Origin of the sequence: Geobacillus sp. JS12, assembly GCF_001592395.1 — a bacterium.
Lineage (GTDB): Bacteria > Bacillota > Bacilli > Bacillales > Anoxybacillaceae > Geobacillus > Geobacillus zalihae.
This window is the reverse complement of sequence record NZ_CP014749.1, coordinates 1,494,890-1,513,058: the sequence shown is the minus strand read 5'-3', so window position 1 is coordinate 1,513,058 and position 18,169 is coordinate 1,494,890. Positions and strand designations below refer to the sequence as shown.

Here is an 18,169-nt window from a genome sequence, read left to right as displayed (position 1 = left end):
CGTACCTATGAGGGATTGAAACATGAGTAAATCTAAATGTTTATTCTCAATATATTTCCGTTTTTATCGTACCTATGAGGGATTGAAACTACGTACCGTTCCAATCGGACTGTTTCAGGCTTTTATCGTCCCCATCAGTGATTGAAACACTGTGTAGTACGGCACAACTTTTTCTGTCTCCCATGCAGGATTTTCACCCCCTGCTTGCGAATGGATAGAATCGAACACGTTCAAAGAGGGGTGATCGAATGGCCATTGACCATGACCGATTGTTCAAAGAGCTGATTCAAACGTTCTTCGAAGAGTTTCTTCTCCTCTTTTTCCCCGACATGCACGAACACATTGATTTCCGCCATTTGTCCTTCCTGTCCGAAGAACTGTTTACCGATGTCACGGCAGGTGAAAAATACCGCGTCGATCTATTGGTCGAGACGAAGCTGAAAGGGGAAGACGGGCTGATCATCGTTCATGTGGAGAATCAAAGCTACGTGCAACCATCGTTTCCAGAGCGCATGTTTGTCTATTTCAGCCGTCTGTTTGAAAAATACCGCACCCGCATCGTTCCGATTGCTGTCTTCAGCTATGAGGCCCTTCGCGAGGAACCGTCCGTGTTCTCAATCGAGTTTCCCTTTGGCGACGTGCTGCAGTTTCGCTTTTTCCCCGTGGAGCTGCGCAAGAAACATTGGCGGGACTACATCCGGCATGACAATCCGATCGCGGCTGCCCTCCTTGGCAAAATGGGGTATACTGAAAGTGAGAAAGTCGAGTTGAAAAAAGAGTTTTTGCGCATGTTGGTGCGATTGGAGCTGGATGAAGCGAGGCAGCGGCTGCTCTTGGGCTTTTTTGAAACATATGTGAAGTTGTCGGAGGAGGAAGAGCAACAACTGCAAAGAGAGGTGAGGGCGATGGAAACGAAAGAAAAAGAGCAAGTGTTGGAGCTGATCATTTCCTATGAGCAAAAGGGAAGGAAACAGGGGATAAAACAAGGAATGAAACAGCTGATCCGCAACATGGCGCGCAAAGGAATGAAGGCGGAAGACATTGCTAGGTTGGTGGATCTTCCAGAGGAAGATGTTTGGGAATTGCTTGAAGAGTAGGGGAATCAAATACAAGTGGCGGCCATCTAACGAGGACAGTTGGCGGCGGCAAAAGAGGCAGATGAAATCACTGATTCGTAAGTGATCGATTGTAAAAAAACGAATGATCGTCCTGCCACATGAAAGATGAGGAACGAACGTCAGAAAGTATGCACTGTACCAACGTTTTATGTACCGTCGGCCTTGAAGGCTGGCGGTCTTTTTTTTGCTTTGAGACTCCAGCGTTCCCCGAGGCGTCTTGGCCATATCAGGTCATGTTGATTATACGTCCATGAACAAAATGCACAAAATTCATTTTATTTTCAAAAACTTCACGTTCACCCTTGGGCATGGTAAGGTTGAGTTTGAAAACGTTATCAAAAACAAGGAGGCAGGGAGAAATGAAGAAGACAAAATGGTGGGGATTGCTCGCTGCAGGGATGATGACGTTCGCGCTGGCGGCCTGTGGGGGCAACGATGCATCAGGATCGAAATCGTCCGGTTCGAACTCTGGCTCATCGGCCTCAAACTATCCGACGAAGCCGATTACGATTGTTGCTCCGTCCGGAGCGGGCGGCGGTTGGGATTTAACGGCCCGCGCGATCACCAAGGTGCTCGATGAGACGGGGCTCGTCAAACAGACGATGACGGTCGAAAACAAACCGGGCGGCGGCGGGGCAGTCTTTATGGCCGAATACGCTACCCAGGATGTGAAAAACGATTATAAGCTGTTTGTCAATTCACCGCCGATTATCATCAATAACTTGAAAAAAGAAGGGAACAGCCCGTTCGGCTACAAAGACACGACCCCGCTCGCCCAGTTGACGAAAGACTTTGGCGCGATTGTGGTTAAAGCCGATTCGAAGTTTCAAACGTTGACCGACTTGCTGAACGCCATTAAACAAAATCCGAAATCCGTCACCATTGCCGGAGGATCGGCGCCAGGGTCGATGGACCACTTAGTGGCGATTTTGCCGATCTATAAGTCGGGCATCGATCCAAAATCAGTCAAGTATGTTTCGTACGATGGCGGCGGAGAAGCGATGGCGGCGCTGCTTGGCGGCAATGCGGATGTGATTGCGACGGATGCGTCTTCGGTTGGCGAATATTTGAAAGCCGGCAAAGTGCGGGTGTTGGCGGTTTCGGCTCCAGAACGCCTCGGCGGAGTGCTGAAAGACGTGCCGACGATGAAAGAGCTTGGCGTTGATGCCGAGTTTACGATTTGGCGCGGCGTGTTCGGGCCGAAGGAAATGTCTTCGGAAGCAAAAGCGTTTTGGGAAGAAACATTGAAAAAACTGTCTGAGCATGAAAAATGGAAAGAAGAGCTGCAAAAACAAGGTTGGGAAGCAGAGTACCGCAATTCGGAAGAGTTTACGAAATTTTTGCAAGAGCAAGAGCAGCAAGTCGGCGACCTGCTGAAGTCGCTTGGGATGCATAAATAACTCGAGGGGGAAGAGCATTCTTCCCCTTTTTCCAAAAGCGGGAGGGAAAGCGATGAACAAAACGGCTGACCGGATCGCGGCGGTGGCGTTTTTGGCTGTGGGTGCTTTGTTTATGGTGGAAAGTTTGCGCATATCGAAAAGCGCCTACGGCAGCGCTGTCGGGCCGAATGTGTTTCCGTTTTTGCTTGGACTTGTGTTGGTTTTATTAAGCATAAAACTGCTGTTTGAGACAAGAAATTATTCAGGCGCAACAGGGGAGAAACTGCCGCGGCAATATAAAAAGTTTCTTGTCATTTTCATCGCCGCCATTTTCTATGCGGCGTTGCTTGAAACGGTTGGATATGTGATCACGACATTTCTCTTTCTTGTCATCGGCTTTCAAACGATGGAAAAAGGGGCGCTGTGGAAATCGATCGCCATTGCGGCTGGTTTTTCGTTAGGCGTATATGGCCTTTATGTGAAACTGTTGCAAGGAACATTGCCGAGCTGGCCGATTTGGTTCCAATGAAAGGAGGGGCATCATGGACACACTATCGTTTTTGTTTGACGGATTTCAGACGGCGCTTCAGCCGCATAACTTGCTGTTTGCGTTTATCGGGGTGTTGATCGGCACGGCGGTCGGCGTGCTTCCTGGGATCGGGCCGATGAGCGGGGTGGCGCTGCTCATTCCGGTGACGGCGTCGATGACGTCCGGCCTTAGTCCGGAACAGGCGGCAGCGAGCTCGATTATTTTGCTCGCCGGCGTCTATTACGGGGCGATGTACGGCGGGTCGACGACGTCAATTTTGTTAAACACGCCCGGGGAATCATCGTCTGTTGTCACGACGCTGGACGGCTACCAAATGGCGCGGCAAGGCCGGGCCGGGGCGGCGCTGGCGATTGCGGCGATCGGTTCGTTTGTGGCGGGGATTGTGTCGCTCATCGGTCTTGTATTATTAGCGGAGCCGCTGTCCAATGTCGCCTTGAAGTTCGGTCCGGCGGAGTATTTTTCGCTTATGCTGCTGGGGCTCGCCGCGGTGAGCGGCCTTGCCGGCAAATCGATGACGAAAGCGTGGATCATGACGGTGTTCGGCTTGTTGCTTTCCACGATCGGGCTCGACAACGTCTCTGGCGTCGCACGCTTCACGTACAATATTTCCTATTTGTATGGGGGCTGGAGTTTTTAACCGTAGCGGTCGGGCTGTTTGCGTTGGGGAAGTATTCAAGTCGATTCTCCACGACGAAATGAACAGCGGGGAAATTGCGAAAATTGGCCGCGTGTTGCCAACCAAATCGGACTTGAAAGAAAGCGCCGGACCGATCGCCCGCGGGTCGCTGCTCGGGTTTTTCATCGGCGTATTGCCGGGAGCCGGCGCTACATTGGCCTCGTTTTTCTCTTATATTCTTGAAAAGAAAATCAGCAAACATCCAGAAAAATTCGGCCAAGGGACGATCGCCGGCGTCGCGGCGCCCGAGTCGGCGAACAACGGTGCGTCTGGAGGCGCGATGATTCCACTGTTGACGCTAGGGATTCCGGGGTCCGGGACGACGGCTATTTTGATGGGTGCACTCATTATGTACAACGTCCAGCCGGGTCCGTTGTTGTTCGATGAACATCCAGACGTGGCGTGGGGGTTAATCGCCAGCATGTTCATCGGAAATGTGATGTTGCTAATTCTGAACATGCCGCTTGTAAAAATTTTCGCAAAAATCATCCAAACACCGACGAAGTATTTGTTGCCGCTCATTATTGCCATCTCTGTATTCGGCGTGTATGCGGTGCAAGTGACGACGTTTGATGTGTTTCTGTTGTTGGCATTTGGCTTGCTCGGCTATTGGCTCGCGGAACACGATTACCCGCTCGCGCCTCTTGTATTGGGGCTTGTGTTGGGGCCAATGATTGAAAACAACATGCGCCGGGCGTTGACGGCATCCAACGGGGACTATCTCGTTTTCGTTGAAAAGCCGATTTCGCTCGTCTTGTTAGTCATCGCCTTATTGTGGATTGCCGTGCCGTTTTTCATGAAATTACGAGGAAAAACCGTCATTGTCAATGAAGATATGTAATAATAGAAAGAAAGGCTTTCTTCCTTTAGTGGAGGATGGTCTTTCTTTTCATTTTTCCGTTTGGAGGACAGCACGATGAAACTGCAAACACGGTTGATGATGATCGTTTGTTCGCTGCTTTTGTTTGTCATCGTGTTTCTTACGTTTTTATTCCAACATATGTTCGCGGAGACGATCAAACAACAAATCGGCATGCGGGCGCTGAACGTGGCGGAAACCGTCGCGTCCACCCCGCTTGTGCGCGAGGCGTTCCACGACCCGAATCCGTCCGTGCGCTTGCAGCCGTTTGCGGAGCACATCCGCCAAAAGACAGGGGCGGAATACGTCGTCATCGGCAACCGCCAAGGAATCCGCTATGCCCACCCGCTGCCGGATCGGATTGGCAAGCCGATGGTCGGGGGCGATAACGGTGAGGTGCTTAAAGGCAAGGCCATTATTTCAGAGGCGGTCGGTTCACTCGGTCCGGCGATTCGTGGAAAAGCGCCGGTGTTGGATGAAAACGGACAGGTGATCGGCATTGTTTCGGTCGGTTTTTTGCTAGAGGATATTCGACAAACGGTGTGGTCATATAGCCTGAAGATTTTTCTCTTTTCTGTTCTTGCCCTTTTGCTCGGAGCGGTGGGTGCTGTGGCGATCGCAAGGGCGGTGAAGAAATCGATTCATGGCCTTGAACCGGAAGAAATCGGTTTGCTCTACCAAGAAAAGCAAGCGATTTTAGAGGCGATTCGCGAAGGAATTGTGGCCATCAATCAAGAGGGAACGATTACAATGGTCAACCGAACGGCACTGAAGCTGCTTGGGTATGAGAACGAACGCGATGTGCTGGGAATGCCGATCTTGCAGCTTATTCCCCACTCGAGGCTGCCTGAAGTCATTCGGACGGGGCAGGCAGAATTTGACGATGAAATGGTGTTAGGGGAAGAAACGGTCATTGCCAATCGCATTCCGATTAAAGATAAAGCGGACCGCGTGATCGGAGCGGTGTCGACGTTTCGCAATAAATCAGAACTGTATCGCCTGACAAAAGAGCTGTCACAGCTGCGAAGCTATGCCGATGCTTTGCGCGCGCAAACACACGAATTTTCCAACAAGCTGTATTTGATCTCCGGTCTTATTCAACTGGAATCGTATGAGGAAGCGCTTGAACTGATCGCCAAAGAAACCGACTTGCAACAAAACATCGTCCGGTTTGTCATGAAAGAAATTCCCGATCCGATCATCGGCGGGCTGCTGATCGGCAAGTTCAATCGCGCCAACGAGCTGAAAATTGTGTTTGAGATTGATCGGGAAAGCAGTTTCCGTGATGTGCCGTCATGGATGGACCGGGACCATCTAGTAACCATTATTGGGAATGTAGTAGATAACGCCATGGAAGCTGTTCTCCATAACGGAAAGGAAGAGAAACGAGTGGCCGTTTTTTTGACTGACCTCGGCGATGATTTGATTATTGAGGTCGAGGATAACGGATTAGGCATTGACCCAGTTGTAGCGGAACGGATCTACGAGCGCGGCTTTTCAACGAAGGCGGCCGGAGGACGAGGGTATGGGCTTGATCTAGTGAACCGGGCGTTGACAATGCTCGGGGGGCAAATGACGCATCGATCGGAGCAAGGAGCAGGCACGGTATTTACCATCATGATCCCAAAGCGACCGGACCATGTCGGTCGGCAGTGCCGCCAAGGCTAGAAGGAGGGAACCGATGTTGCCGATTCGTGTACTGATTATTGAAGACGACCGCCGCATTGCGGAAATCAATCGGCGCTTTGTCGAGAAAGTGAACGGTTATGAAGTGGTCGGCATCGCCACGAACGCTGAAGAGGCAAGGGAATTGACGGAGGTGCTGCGGCCAGACATGTTGTTGCTTGACGTCTATTTTCCCGACATGGACGGCCTTTCGTTTTTGAAATGGGTGCGAGAGCGTTTTTCCGATATCGATATTATTATGATCACCGCAGCACGAGAAGTGGAGGCGCTGAAGCAAGCGTTGCATGGCGGAGTGTTTGATTACATCATCAAGCCGATTATGTTTGACCGATTCGCCGACACATTGCATCGATATAAAGAGTACTATGACAAAATGCAGCGGTGGGTGAAAGAGAAAGAGTGGATTGGCCAAGAAGAGGTTGATGCCTTAATGGGAAGAGAAGTGTCCGTTAAGGACCAGCCCATGTTGCCTAAAGGCATTCAGCCATTGACCTTAGAAAAAGTGTTAACGGTTGTGAGACAGTGCCCAGAAGGCATCACCGCTGAAGAAGTGGGGCGGCAAATCGGAACCAGCCGGACGACGGCCCGCCGTTACTTGGAGTATCTCGTCTCCGTAGGCCAGGTGACGGCCGATATTGCCTACGGATCCGTTGGGCGGCCGGAACGAGTTTACAAGAAGAAAATGTAGGTACAGAAGGCCGGTGATTTCGTGAAAAATCACAGAAAATGGACTTTTTTCAAATAGAGAAGTCTTGCAAAATCAACGCTTCTCTTTCGGCCGAAAACAATGGATTCAGCGAAATCAGTTGTTTTTCACCAGCCTTATAGATTTTCAAAAATGAAACATCTATTATATGGAGAAAGAAAGAGAGGAGAGCGTCTTGGCTGTTTTTAGCGGCATTTTATTGCAAGTGATGGTTCCGATGTTATTGATTGTCGGCTTGGGGGCAGGGCTTCACCGCTTCTTTCATCTTGACCTCAATACGTTATCCAAATTGAACATGTACGTCCTGCTGCCGGCAGTCGCATTCATCAACGTGTATGACAGTGAGTTGAATGGAAAGGTGTTGGCGGCCATCTTAGGATTTCTCTTGTTGCAAAACAGCGGACTGATCGTTTTGAGTATGATGATGGCCAAGTTGTTCAAATTGGAACGGAGTTTGTCAGCCGTATTTCAAAACACCATTGTGTTGAACAACTCAGGTAATTTCGGCATCCCGGTCAGTCAGCTTGTATTTCATCAACATCCGCTCGGGGCGACGATTCAAATTATGGTGACGATCTTTCAAAATTTCTTGACGAATACATATGGGGTATATCAGTTCGTATCCGGGAATGGAAAAAGAGGGAAATGGACTGCGGAGATATGGAAAAATCCCGTTCTTCACGCGCTGTTGCTTGGCGTAGTTTGTCGATGGCTTCATATCCCCATCCCATCATTTTTATGGGCGCCGCTTCAGCGGGTCGCCGATGCGTTTTTAGCCATCGCCCTCTTTACGTTGGGAGCGCAAATCGCCTACGCCCGTTTTACTGCCTTGCCGCCGCTTGTGTATGTGAGTGTGTTCGGGCGCTTGATTTTGTCGCCGCTGTTGGCTGCGTCTTTGATCTTTCTATTAGGAATGGATGGCGTGACGGCTCAGGCATTGCTCATTGCCAGTTCGTATCCATGTTCACGCAATACGGCGCTGTATGCGCTCGAGTATGACTGCCACCCCGATTACGCCGCCCAGGCAGTGCTGGTGTCGACCTTGTTGAGCGCCATTACCGTGACAGGCACAGTATATGCGGCCCGTCTGCTGTTTCCGATTGGCGGATGAAAACGGAGGTAAGCTGTCGTCGACCCCCAATCGTGCAAAAATCCCGGGGGATCGACGACAATGTCTTTTCGCGTCAAAATCCTACAACCAACACGGCTGAACAGTATTGACAGAATTTTTGAAACGTGTTATTCTGAAAACAGCCAAAAGGGGAAAAGCTTGATTTTACGCACATGGTTTGGGGGTTTTTATCGTACCTATGAGGGATTGAAACACCTCCTTTTCTGCGGGAGTTCCGATAAGAGCCACCTGTTTTTATCGTACCTATGAGGGATTGAAACAGAAGCGCCGGAAACGATTGCAGTTGGCCTTTGCAAGTTTTTATCGTACCTATGAGGGATTGAAACACGGATATACCCAAGTAAGAAGCTAACTCCTTTTGGGGTTTTTATCGTACCTATGAGGGATTGAAACATGAATTGTTCTAATCTCACTACTCATTTCCCCTTTGTTTTTATCGTACCTATGAGGGATTGAAACGTAGAGAAGCCGTACCGATTATACCTGTTCGCCGATGAGTTTTTATCGTACCTATGAGGGATTGAAACCTGACTACCAGCGTGGAACATGCAATTCAATCCTTAAAGTTTTTATCGTACCTATGAGGGATTGAAACATTGCTGGGACTGGCCGCTACCCCAACGTCCTGCTGGTTTTTATCGTACCTATGAGGGATTGAAACAAGATCCTCATTGTATCATAGCGAGCGGCAACCCAGTTTTTATCGTACCTATGAGGGATTGAAACTAATACTCCAGAGTTTCTTCGATTTTTGGGCGGCTAAGTTTTTATCGTACCTATGAGGGATTGAAACACCGACGACAGCCCCAATCATAGCCGCGCCGGTTTTGTGTTTTTATCGTACCTATGAGGGATTGAAACTCGGCTATTCTTGTGTTAATGTAGTGGAATTTGTTGTTTTTATCGTACCTATGAGGGATTGAAACACGAAGCGGTCAAAGATCATAACGATCAATTTATTCAAGTTTTTATCGTACCTATGAGGGATTGAAACTATGAAAAAGACGAAGGGCAGCCCTAGGCCGCCCTGTTTTTATCGTACCTATGAGGGATTGAAACTCCGCTTTCTAGGCTTCTTCACTTTGAGCTTCGGTTGTTTTTATCGTACCTATGAGGGATTGAAACGAAATCAATTTGCCGCTTTCCAAAACAATGGAAAAGTTTTTATCGTACCTATGAGGGATTGAAACCGTCGCGGTGCATTAACCATACGCCGCGGCCACGAGTTTTTATCGTACCTATGAGGGATTGAAACCTAAGAAAAATTATTATCATGAATATGCAAACGAAGAAGGTTTTTATCGTACCTATGAGGGATTGAAACAATACGGCAATCCCATCATCTGTATTCTCAACATCCGTTTTTATCGTACCTATGAGGGATTGAAACGTCACATCATAGTACCAATCAAAAGGATACGTATCGGTTTTTATCGTACCTATGAGGGATTGAAACCTTCGTTGAAGCGGGAGTCTTCTTGGCTGAGACGAGTTTTTATCGTACCTATGAGGGATTGAAACTATTTTTTTGATAGTGACATATAAAACCTCTCCTTTTGTTTTTATCGTACCCATGAGGAACTGAAACTGTCTCCTGCCACAGCTGAACCACCGCTGAGTTCAGCTTGTTTTACCGCTCGACATAGGAAAAGGACAAATGCGAAATAGCACATGCCAAAAAAAACGCGGGGGAAACAAGAAGGAATTCGGCCGCGAAGAGCGAATACAGTATGGTGAATCTGACATTGCAGGGAGGAAAAACGTGGCGAAGAAGCGAATTGACCATGACCGGTTGTTCAAAGAGTTGCTGTCGACGTTTTTTGAAGAGTTTTTGCTTCTTTTCTTTCCCCACGTGTACGAGCACATCGACGTTCACCATCTCTCTTTCCTCTCCGAAGAATTGTTCACCGATGTGACGGCCGGAGAGAAGCACCGCGTCGACTTGTTGGTCGAAACAAAGGTAAAAGGGGAAGACGGACTCGTCATTGTTCATGTCGAGCATCAAAGCTACACCCAGCGGACCTTCCCCGAGCGAATGTTTCTCTACTTCAGCCGCTTGTTTCAAAAATACCGCCGCCGCATTCTCCCGATCGCCATCTTCAGCTATGACGAACTATACGATGAACCCTCCTCCTTGGTCGTCCAGTTTCCGTTTTTGACCGTTCTCGACTTCCGCTTTTTGACGGTGGAGCTGCGCAAACTGCCGTGGCGCGCGTACATCCGCCATGACAACCCTGTCGCCGCTGCCTTGTTAAGCAAAATGGGGTATAATGAGGAGGAGAAGGTGGAAGTGAAAAAGGAATTTTTGCGCATGCTCGTCCGTCTCGAGCTGGATGAAGCGAAACAGCGGCTGTTGTTCGGTTTTTTCGAGACGTATTTGCCGTTGTCCGAAGAGGAGGAAATCCAACTGCGACACGAGGTGAGCCAAATGGAAACGAAGGAAGCAAAGCGTGTGATGGAACTCATCGTCTCATACGAACAGCGGGGATGGAAAAGGGAATCCAACAAGGAATCGAACAGGGGTTAAAGCAAGGGATGAAGCAAGGACGCCAACAAGGGATCGAGGAAGGGAAGCTCGACGTGGTGAAGAGAATGCTGGCGAAAGGGTACGATATCGACACGATTCACGAACTGACTGGGCTGCCGGTCGAGACGATTGAAAAGGTGAGGCAGTAAGTCGGATGCCACCTGGCTGGAGCGAACGTCGCCGCCCGCAATGGCCTCAAATCCCTCATAAAGGGCGGCGGCCGTCTTGTTAGAGCCTTCGGACGTTTCGTTCCCAGGGGAGGTTTTTGGAAACGCCGTGTTTTGGGAACTTTTTCGATTTATGAACGGCGTTTTTCTTTTATGATCAGTCTTCTAATTTTTTACCGTTTTCTCACGAATTTAAAAACCATAAAAACAGCTAAAATAACGACACCTATAAAAAGGTAGCCTAAAATAGACGTAATGGTGGTCAGCATGTCCCATTCTCCTTTTCTCTAATTAGTACCGGTATACAATGTGTGATTCTTCACACGGGCATATAAATAAATCGTCCATTCTCCGCCCCAAATGCTATTAAGGGTTAGATGATATCTAGCTTCAGCCGGCAAAGTATATGTTTCTGTTTTTCTAAGAATAGAAACCCAATCTTTTTTAACAGTGTAAGGCGGAGTTATAAAATACCATCCATCATAAGCTCGTGTTATTGTGGCTAACCCAGTACTACCAATATTAATATCCACATAAAAATGATAATTGACAGTTCCAGAGTACCAATAAATCTTCCAAGTGCTATTCCCTGTACCGATTTTATATGAAGCTAAAGCTGACATAATTTTGTCATTTGATTCTGCTGAGAGTACAGGTTCAATACCAAGAGTCCCTACGTACTCACCATTTTCATTATAAATTTTTTGTTCTTGTCGTTTTAATAAAGATAAGTCAAATTGTGTTTGTGAGGCTCTAACAAACTCATTATGTTCTTCTGCGGCTTTCACAGATGTTTCGGAAACGCCAAACGATAGTGTACAAAATACTAAAACAAACGACAGGATCATAAAAATTTTCCTCAAAAAAATCACTCCCCTCTAGAGGGCCGGTGATTTAGTACAAAATACCGCTATTCCATCTTTTTCTCAATTAGAGAAGCCTTGCGAAATCAGCCTTCTTTTTTGGTGAAATGCCGCTGATTTGCTCGTGGCAGCCGTTTTTCACCGGCCTTCTAGAAATGTTTTCATTTCGACATAAGCCCCCTAAATCCCGAGTGTACTTTTTCACTGATCTTCTATATATTTACAATTATAATTTTATTAGAAATTAAAAAAAGGAACTTTATTACCATATCCGAAATAGGTATTTGTTCATAAAAATGAATCAATTCATCGTTTAGTGCAAAATGAAAGTACAGACTTCTGCAGCAAAAAAAGTGCAGAGCTTTATGGCATAAAAAGATTGCCTCTTCTGATGTTTAAAGTGATATCGGCGATTCTTCAAAGCCGTTTGGCGCGATCCATTCGGGCGGAATGGCATCACTCGATCGGCAAGCTGTCACGGCCGTATACCGTTCATTGGTTTTTAGATTTCAAACAAAACTTATTGTAAACCGCTTTCACTTGGTTTATAATAAAGCTAAACCGGTTTATGAAAACGCTTTTGAACTAAATCGATTTAGTGCGAGAGAGGGATCCCTTTTGAAAAAAGTAACGATGGCCGATGTCGCGAAATTGGCCAACGTTTCGAAAAGCACCGTGTCGCAATACTTAAATAAGCGCTATGAGTATATGAGCGAGGAGACGAGAAAGCGCATCGCCGAGGCGATTGAAGAGCTTGGGTATCAGCCGAACATCATCGCCCGCAGTTTGAAGCAAAAGACGACAGCGACCATTGGCGTGATTGTTTTTAATATGCTTCATATGATGACAACGCAAGTGCTGCACGCCATTGAAGAGGAATGCCAAAAGCGCGGGTTTCAAGTCATTGTCTGCAATTCCGGCGATGATCCGGATAAGGAAAAAACGTATGTTGATACGCTGCTGGCGAAGCAAGTGGACGGGCTGATCGTGTTTCCGACAGGGAGGAACGAGGACGTCTACCGCCGTCTTGTCGAGGAACGGTTTCCGCTCGTCTTTGTCGATCGGATGGTGTCGGGAGTGGAGGCGGACAGCGTGCTTCTGGATAACTTCGCTGCCGCGGAGATGGCAGTCGATTATTTCGCTTCCAACGGTTATCGGCGCATCGCTATTGTCACCCCTCCGCTTATCCCTTACAACGTGCCGCGGATGGAGCGGTTGGAAGGGTTTCGGGCAGCTATGCGCAAAAGAGGGCTGGACGTTGAAGATGGGAACATTATCGCCGCTGATCCGGACGCGTTGCCGAAAGTGTTGAAACAGCGATTTGCCGAACCGAAGCGGCCCAATGCCTTGTTTGCGATCAACGACTTGACGTTGATGGGGGTTTTGCGGTTTGTGAAAGACGCAGGGGTTCGTGTGCCGGATGAGGTGGCGATCATCAACATCGATGATGTGCCGTTTGCCGACATTTACACGCCGGCGCTGACAACCATCGCCCAGCCGACGTTTGCGATGGGGAAGAAAGCAGCTGAGCGCGTGTTTGAACAAATGAAAGCGAAAAAAGCCGACGATCCGCGCGTATTTCGTTTCTCCCCGACATTGATGGAACGGACATCGATCAGGCGGGAGAAGGCATGAAGAAGGGAGGAGAAACGATGGCGATTCACGGGGACGTCGTCATTGGGATTGATATTGGGACGACAAGCACGAAAGCGGTCGTGTTTGACGGGCGGGGGAAGGTGCTGGCTTCTCACGCTGTCGACTATCCGATCATCCAGCCGCATCCGGGGTTTGCCGAGCAGGATCCGGATGAACTGTTCGCGGCGGTCGTTCAAGCGGTCGGGGCGGTGACGATTCGCCACGGCATCCGCCCAGAGCAGGTGAAAGCGATGGGCTTGAGCGCGGCGATGCACTCGATTATGGCGCTTGACGAGTCGGGCCGGCCGCTCACCCGCCTCCTCATTTGGGCGGACAACCGAAGCGTGGCTCAAACGGAGCGGCTGTTGAAAGAGCAAAACGGGATTGCCATTTATCGGCGGACGGGCACGCCGATCCATCCGATGTCGCCGCTATCGAAATTGCTTTGGCTCAAGGAAGAGCAGCCGGACGTATTTCAGCGAGCACGGCGGTTTGTGTCGGTGAAAGATTATGTGCTGTATCGCCTGTACGGCGACTATGTCGCCGACCATTCCATGGCATCGGCGACGGGGTTATTCCGGTTGGACACGCTCGATTGGGACGAGGAGGCGCTCGCCCTTGTCGGCATTCGCCGCGAGCAACTTCCGCGGCTCGTTCCCGCCACTCACATCATGACTGGGATGAAAAGAGAATGGGCGGAAAAAATGGGAGTCGCTTCGGATGTGCCTGTTGTCATCGGGGCGAGCGACGGCGTGCTCGCCAACGTCGGCGTCGGGGCGGTGCTTCCGGGGGAAGCGGCCATCACGATCGGAACGAGCGGAGCGGTGCGGACGATTGCGGCAAAACCGACAACCGATGAAAAAGGGCGGACGTTTTGTTATGCGTTGACGCCCGGCTATTGGGTCGTCGGCGGACCGACGAACAACGGCGGCATCTTGCTTCGCTGGCTGCGCGACGAGTTCGGCGCCCACGAGCGGGAAGTGGCGAAAAAGCTCGGCATCGATCCGTATGACTTGTTGACGAAATATGCCGAACGCGTCCCGCCGGGGCGGAAGGGCTTGTGTTTTTGCCGTTTTTGTCAGGCGAGCGGGCGCCGCATTGGAACGCGAATGCGCGCGGGACATTTTTCGGCCTCGGCCTGCATCATAAGCGCGAGCATTTCATCCGCGCTGTCATGGAAGGCGTCTGCTTCAGCATTCTCTCTGTCGCCTTGGCCATTCGCGATGTCACGGGGCCGATGACGGAAATCCGCGTCTCAGGCGGATTCGCCAAGTCGCCGTTTTGGCGGCAAATGCTTTCTGATATGCTCGGCAAACCGCTCATCGTGCCGCAGACGCATGAAGCGTCGGCGTTAGGGGCGGCTGCGGTGGCGCTTTACGCGTTAGGCGAGCTGCCGTCGCTCGAAACAGTGAAAACGTGGATCGACACGACAGCCCGTCATGAACCAAAGGAAGAACATACGCTCCTTTACGCTGAACTGTTTGATTTGTATGCCCGCTTGTATGAGCGGTTGAAAGAGGAGTTTAACATCATCGCCGCGTTTCAACGGCGGAATGGGGAAAAGAGGTCGGAAACGAAATCGGTGTAGCCTTATAATGGGGGCGACTAAATCGATTTATCCCCCCTCTTTTTCTCCGAAAGCTTGAAACCGCTTGCTTTGTATACTAAATCGATTTATCTAAAAGCTAAGGAGGAGTGCATGATGGGAATTGCCATTGTTGTGGCCGCTATTATTGTCTTGTTATTGCTCATTACGGCGGCGAAAATGCATCCGTTTGTCGCCCTTATTTTAGTGTCCGTCGGCGTCGGGCTGGCGATGGGCATGCCGCTTATCGCGCCGTCGCCGGAAATGCCGGGCATCATCGATTCGATTAAAGCAGGGCTTGGCAATACGCTAGGCTTTCTAGCGATCGTTCTGGCGCTCGGGACGATGCTTGGCAAAATGATGGCTGAATCGGGCGGCGCTGAGCGCATTGCGAAAACGTTGATCGACCGCTTCGGCCAAAAACGCGTCCATTGGGCGATGATGGTCGTCGCCTTTTTAGTCGGGATTCCGGTCTTTTTCCAAGTCGGGTTTGTCCTGCTCATTCCGCTTGTCTTTACGATTGCGATGGAAACAGGCATTTCACTGGTCACGATCGGCATTCCGCTTGTCGCCGGTTTATCGGTCGTTCACGGCCTTGTTCCGCCGCACCCGGCGGCGATGGCGGCAGTCGGCATTTTTAAGGCGGATGTCGGAAAGACGATTCTCTATTCAATTATCGTCGGTCTACCGACGGCGATCATTGCTGGGCCGCTGTACGGTAAATGGATCGGCTCGCGCCTGTATAAAAAAGTGCCGGCGGAAATCGCCGAACAGCTTGTGCAGCATAAAGAAGCACGTGAACTCCCTGGCTTTGGCAATACGCTGTTCACGATTTTGCTTCCGGTCATTTTGATGTTGATTGCCTCTGTGGCAAACGTGACGCTTGATCAAAAGTCAGAAGCGGCGAAAGTGTTGCGCTTTATCGGCGACCCGATTGTGGCGCTCTTGATCGCGACGGTTTATTCGTTCTTCAGCCTTGGCTACGCCCGCGGCTTCAACCGCGATGCCGTGCTGAAATTCGCCAACGACTGCCTCGGTCCGGTCGCGAACATCTTGCTTGTCATCGGGGCGGGCGGCGCATTCAACAAAGTGCTGCTTGATTCCGGCATCGGCGAACAAATCGCGGAAGTGGCGAAACACTCGCACTTGTCTCCGCTCCTGTTAGGCTGGGGCATTGCGGCGCTCATTCGCGTAGCGACGGGATCGGCGACCGTCTCGATGATGACCGCTGCCGGCATCGTTGCACCGATTGCCGCCACCATGCCGGGCACGAACGTGGAACTGCTCGTCTTGGCGACTGGAGCCGGATCCTTGATCTTGTCGCACGTCAACGACTCCGGCTTCTGGATGATCAAAGAATATTTCGGCATGACCGTCAAAGAAACGCTCATGACATGGACGGCGATGGAGACGATTATTTCGGTGGTGGCGTTTATTTTCGTCTTGCTCTTGAATGTGGAACGACACCCGCCCTGCATCGTTAAGGGGCGGGTGTTTATATTGTCCATAGCTTTCTGCAACCATTGCCTTTGCTTTGCTATCCCTCTAAAATTATTAGACGAGTTTGATGTCGGCCTGTACAAAAGGTGTATTGGAATGGTCGAAAATGGAGCAATCGCATACAAGCGAGCAAATAGATTTGTCATTTGAAATCTAAAAGGCTGCTGATTTAACGGAATGGCTCAACAGTAAGGTTTTTCTATTTGAGAAACTATGCGACACCTGTTCCTTTCTTCACGCAATAACCCTCGATTTAAGGAACAAGGTTGTTTTGCACTAGCCTTCTAAAAATGCACTCATTTACCCTATGCTTTGCAATGTTTTTCTGCTTCTCAGCAACTGTCCAACCGGTTTTCCCAAAATGCCTTTTTCAACGTCGTAGACGAGATGACCACGAACAAATGTTTTTGTTACTTGGCAATGGATGGTGCGGCCGATATACGGGCTATGCTTATGGCGGTAGTATAAATGTTCGTCAGACACAGTATAGGACCGGTTCGGATCAATTAGGATGATGTCAGCGTCCTTCGATATAGCAATCTCGCCTTTTGTCGTTAAATTGAACCGTTTGGCCGGATTCGTCGCAATCATCCGGGCAAAAAGAGGAACTGGAACATGGCGCTTTTTGACGGCTTCGTCAAACATTAAGTCCACAGTGTTTTGGCAACCGGAAATCCCGCCCCAAACTTCAAACATATTATTGGTATTGCTCTGTTTCATTTCCGGTGGGCATGGAGAGTGATCGGATGCCAACATATCAATTTTTCCTTGTTTCAACGCTTCCCATAGTTTTTTCTGTTCTGCTTCATCCCGCAAAGGGGAGCACATTTGGCGATAGCGCCCAGCTCTTCGAATTGTTCGACCGTCAATGTAAAGTAATGCGGGCATGATTCAAGCGTGACATCCTGGCCTTCGTTTCGTGCTTTCACAATTTCTTCGACCGCTTCTCTGCTGCTGATATGGACAAAATGCAACTTGCATCCCGTCTCTCTTGCGAATAACAAGGAGCGTTTCACCGCCTCTACTTCTGCAATAACGGGGCGCGAGTCGACGTAGTCTTTGGCCGTCACTTTTCCTTGTTTTATTTTTTCTTCAGCCAGGCGATCTGTGATCGATGGGTTTTCAGCATGAATTAATAATACATGGCCCAGTTCGGCTAATTTCTTCATCCCTTGATAGAGCGTGTAGTCGTCCACGTTTTTAAAATCGCCGGGGATGTCGCTGCCACAAGTGGATAGAAAACATTTGAACGCGACGACCCCGCTATCGGAGAGTTCTTGAAGATGAGCGAGGTTTCCAGGGATGAGGCCGCCATGAAAAGCATAATCTATATAGTTTTTCCCCTCGGCTGCCTTGATCTTTAACTCTAATGCCTCTTTTGTGGTAGTTGCAGGAAGGGCATTTAAAGGCATGTCGACATAGGCGGTCGTGCCGCCGGCGGCGAGCGCCATGGATCCCGTTCGGAATCCTTCCCATTCCGTGCGTCCGGGTTCACATATATGAACGTGGATGTCAATCATGCCGGGCAGCACGTATTGTCCTTTAGCATCGACGATTTCTGCGCCGTTCCCGTTGATCTCTTCTCCGATACCGCAAATTTTTTCGTCTCGGATGGCAATATCAGCCTTTTTGACTTCATCATGGAAAACAACCAGCCCGTTTTTTATAATAAGATCAAACTGCATATGCGAACCCTCCTTGATAATTTAAATATTATTAATTATATTGGCTCTTCACCACAAGTTGTACTTGAGATTTTAAGATAGGTATGCATAGGGAAAATAGA

8 protein-coding genes, 5 pseudogenes and 2 CRISPR repeat arrays (1 of these 15 only partly in view) are annotated in these 18,169 nt (G+C 49.4%); of the genes and pseudogenes, 11 read left to right on the top strand and 2 right to left on the bottom strand.

Annotation, left to right across the window (positions count from 1 at the left end; translation table 11 throughout):
• Positions 1-148: direct repeats of the CRISPR family, unit length 30 nt; unit sequence GTTTTTATCGTACCTATGAGGGATTGAAAC (it extends 1,354 nt beyond the left edge of the window).
• 100 nt (positions 149-248) lie between these two features.
• The 8 genes and pseudogenes from A0V43_RS07320 to A0V43_RS07285 all read left to right on the top strand — a co-directional run bounded on the left by A0V43_RS07320 (position 249) and on the right by A0V43_RS07285 (position 10,782).
• Complete coding sequence (locus A0V43_RS07320; protein ID WP_063192757.1) at positions 249-1,097, top strand: Rpn family recombination-promoting nuclease/putative transposase; 849 nt, start codon at positions 249-251, stop codon at positions 1,095-1,097.
• A gap of 380 nt (positions 1,098-1,477) precedes the next feature.
• Positions 1,478-2,518 (top strand): tripartite tricarboxylate transporter substrate binding protein, encoded by a 1,041-nt coding sequence (locus A0V43_RS07315; RefSeq protein ID WP_063192756.1) that lies wholly within the window; start codon positions 1,478-1,480, stop codon positions 2,516-2,518.
• A gap of 52 nt (positions 2,519-2,570) precedes the next feature.
• Complete coding sequence (locus A0V43_RS07310; protein ID WP_015375035.1) at positions 2,571-3,026, top strand: tripartite tricarboxylate transporter TctB family protein; 456 nt, start codon at positions 2,571-2,573, stop codon at positions 3,024-3,026.
• Positions 3,027-3,039: 13 nt separating this feature from the next.
• Positions 3,040-4,564: pseudogene (locus A0V43_RS07305) on the top strand (tripartite tricarboxylate transporter permease).
• A 75-nt stretch (positions 4,565-4,639) separates the two neighbouring features.
• Positions 4,640-6,250 carry an ATP-binding protein gene (locus A0V43_RS07300; RefSeq protein WP_063192755.1) on the top strand — a complete coding sequence of 537 codons (1,611 nt, stop codon included), beginning with the start codon at positions 4,640-4,642 and terminating at the stop codon, positions 6,248-6,250.
• 13 nt (positions 6,251-6,263) lie between these two features.
• A complete protein-coding gene (locus A0V43_RS07295) occupies positions 6,264-6,956 on the top strand; it encodes a response regulator (RefSeq protein WP_063192754.1) in 693 nt (230 codons plus the stop codon).
• Between the two features lie 193 nt (positions 6,957-7,149).
• Positions 7,150-8,085: an AEC family transporter gene (locus A0V43_RS07290; RefSeq protein WP_063193830.1), complete on the top strand. Its 936-nt coding sequence runs from the start codon at positions 7,150-7,152 to the stop codon at positions 8,083-8,085.
• 184 nt (positions 8,086-8,269) lie between these two features.
• Positions 8,270-9,694: direct repeats of the CRISPR family, unit length 30 nt; unit sequence GTTTTTATCGTACCTATGAGGGATTGAAAC.
• A 174-nt stretch (positions 9,695-9,868) separates the two neighbouring features.
• A pseudogene (locus A0V43_RS07285) lies at positions 9,869-10,782 on the top strand (Rpn family recombination-promoting nuclease/putative transposase).
• Between the two features lie 305 nt (positions 10,783-11,087).
• Here A0V43_RS07285 and A0V43_RS07280 read toward each other — a convergent pair.
• Positions 11,088-11,663 (bottom strand): DUF5626 family protein, encoded by a 576-nt coding sequence (locus A0V43_RS07280; RefSeq protein ID WP_236930985.1) that lies wholly within the window; start codon positions 11,661-11,663, stop codon positions 11,088-11,090.
• Positions 11,664-12,281: 618 nt separating this feature from the next.
• Here A0V43_RS07280 and A0V43_RS07275 point away from each other — a divergent pair.
• The 3 genes and pseudogenes from A0V43_RS07275 to A0V43_RS07265 all read left to right on the top strand — a co-directional run.
• Positions 12,282-13,298 (top strand): LacI family DNA-binding transcriptional regulator, encoded by a 1,017-nt coding sequence (locus A0V43_RS07275; RefSeq protein WP_063192753.1) that lies wholly within the window; start codon positions 12,282-12,284, stop codon positions 13,296-13,298.
• Positions 13,299-13,315: 17 nt separating this feature from the next.
• Positions 13,316-14,886 (top strand): annotated as a pseudogene (gene gntK, locus A0V43_RS07270) (gluconokinase).
• A gap of 114 nt (positions 14,887-15,000) precedes the next feature.
• A pseudogene (locus A0V43_RS07265) lies at positions 15,001-16,341 on the top strand (GntP family permease); the annotation flags it as partial.
• Positions 16,342-16,683: 342 nt separating this feature from the next.
• Here the strand turns inward: A0V43_RS07265 and allB are convergent.
• A pseudogene (gene allB, locus A0V43_RS07260) lies at positions 16,684-18,068 on the bottom strand (allantoinase AllB).
• Between the last annotated feature and the right edge of the window lie 101 nt (positions 18,069-18,169).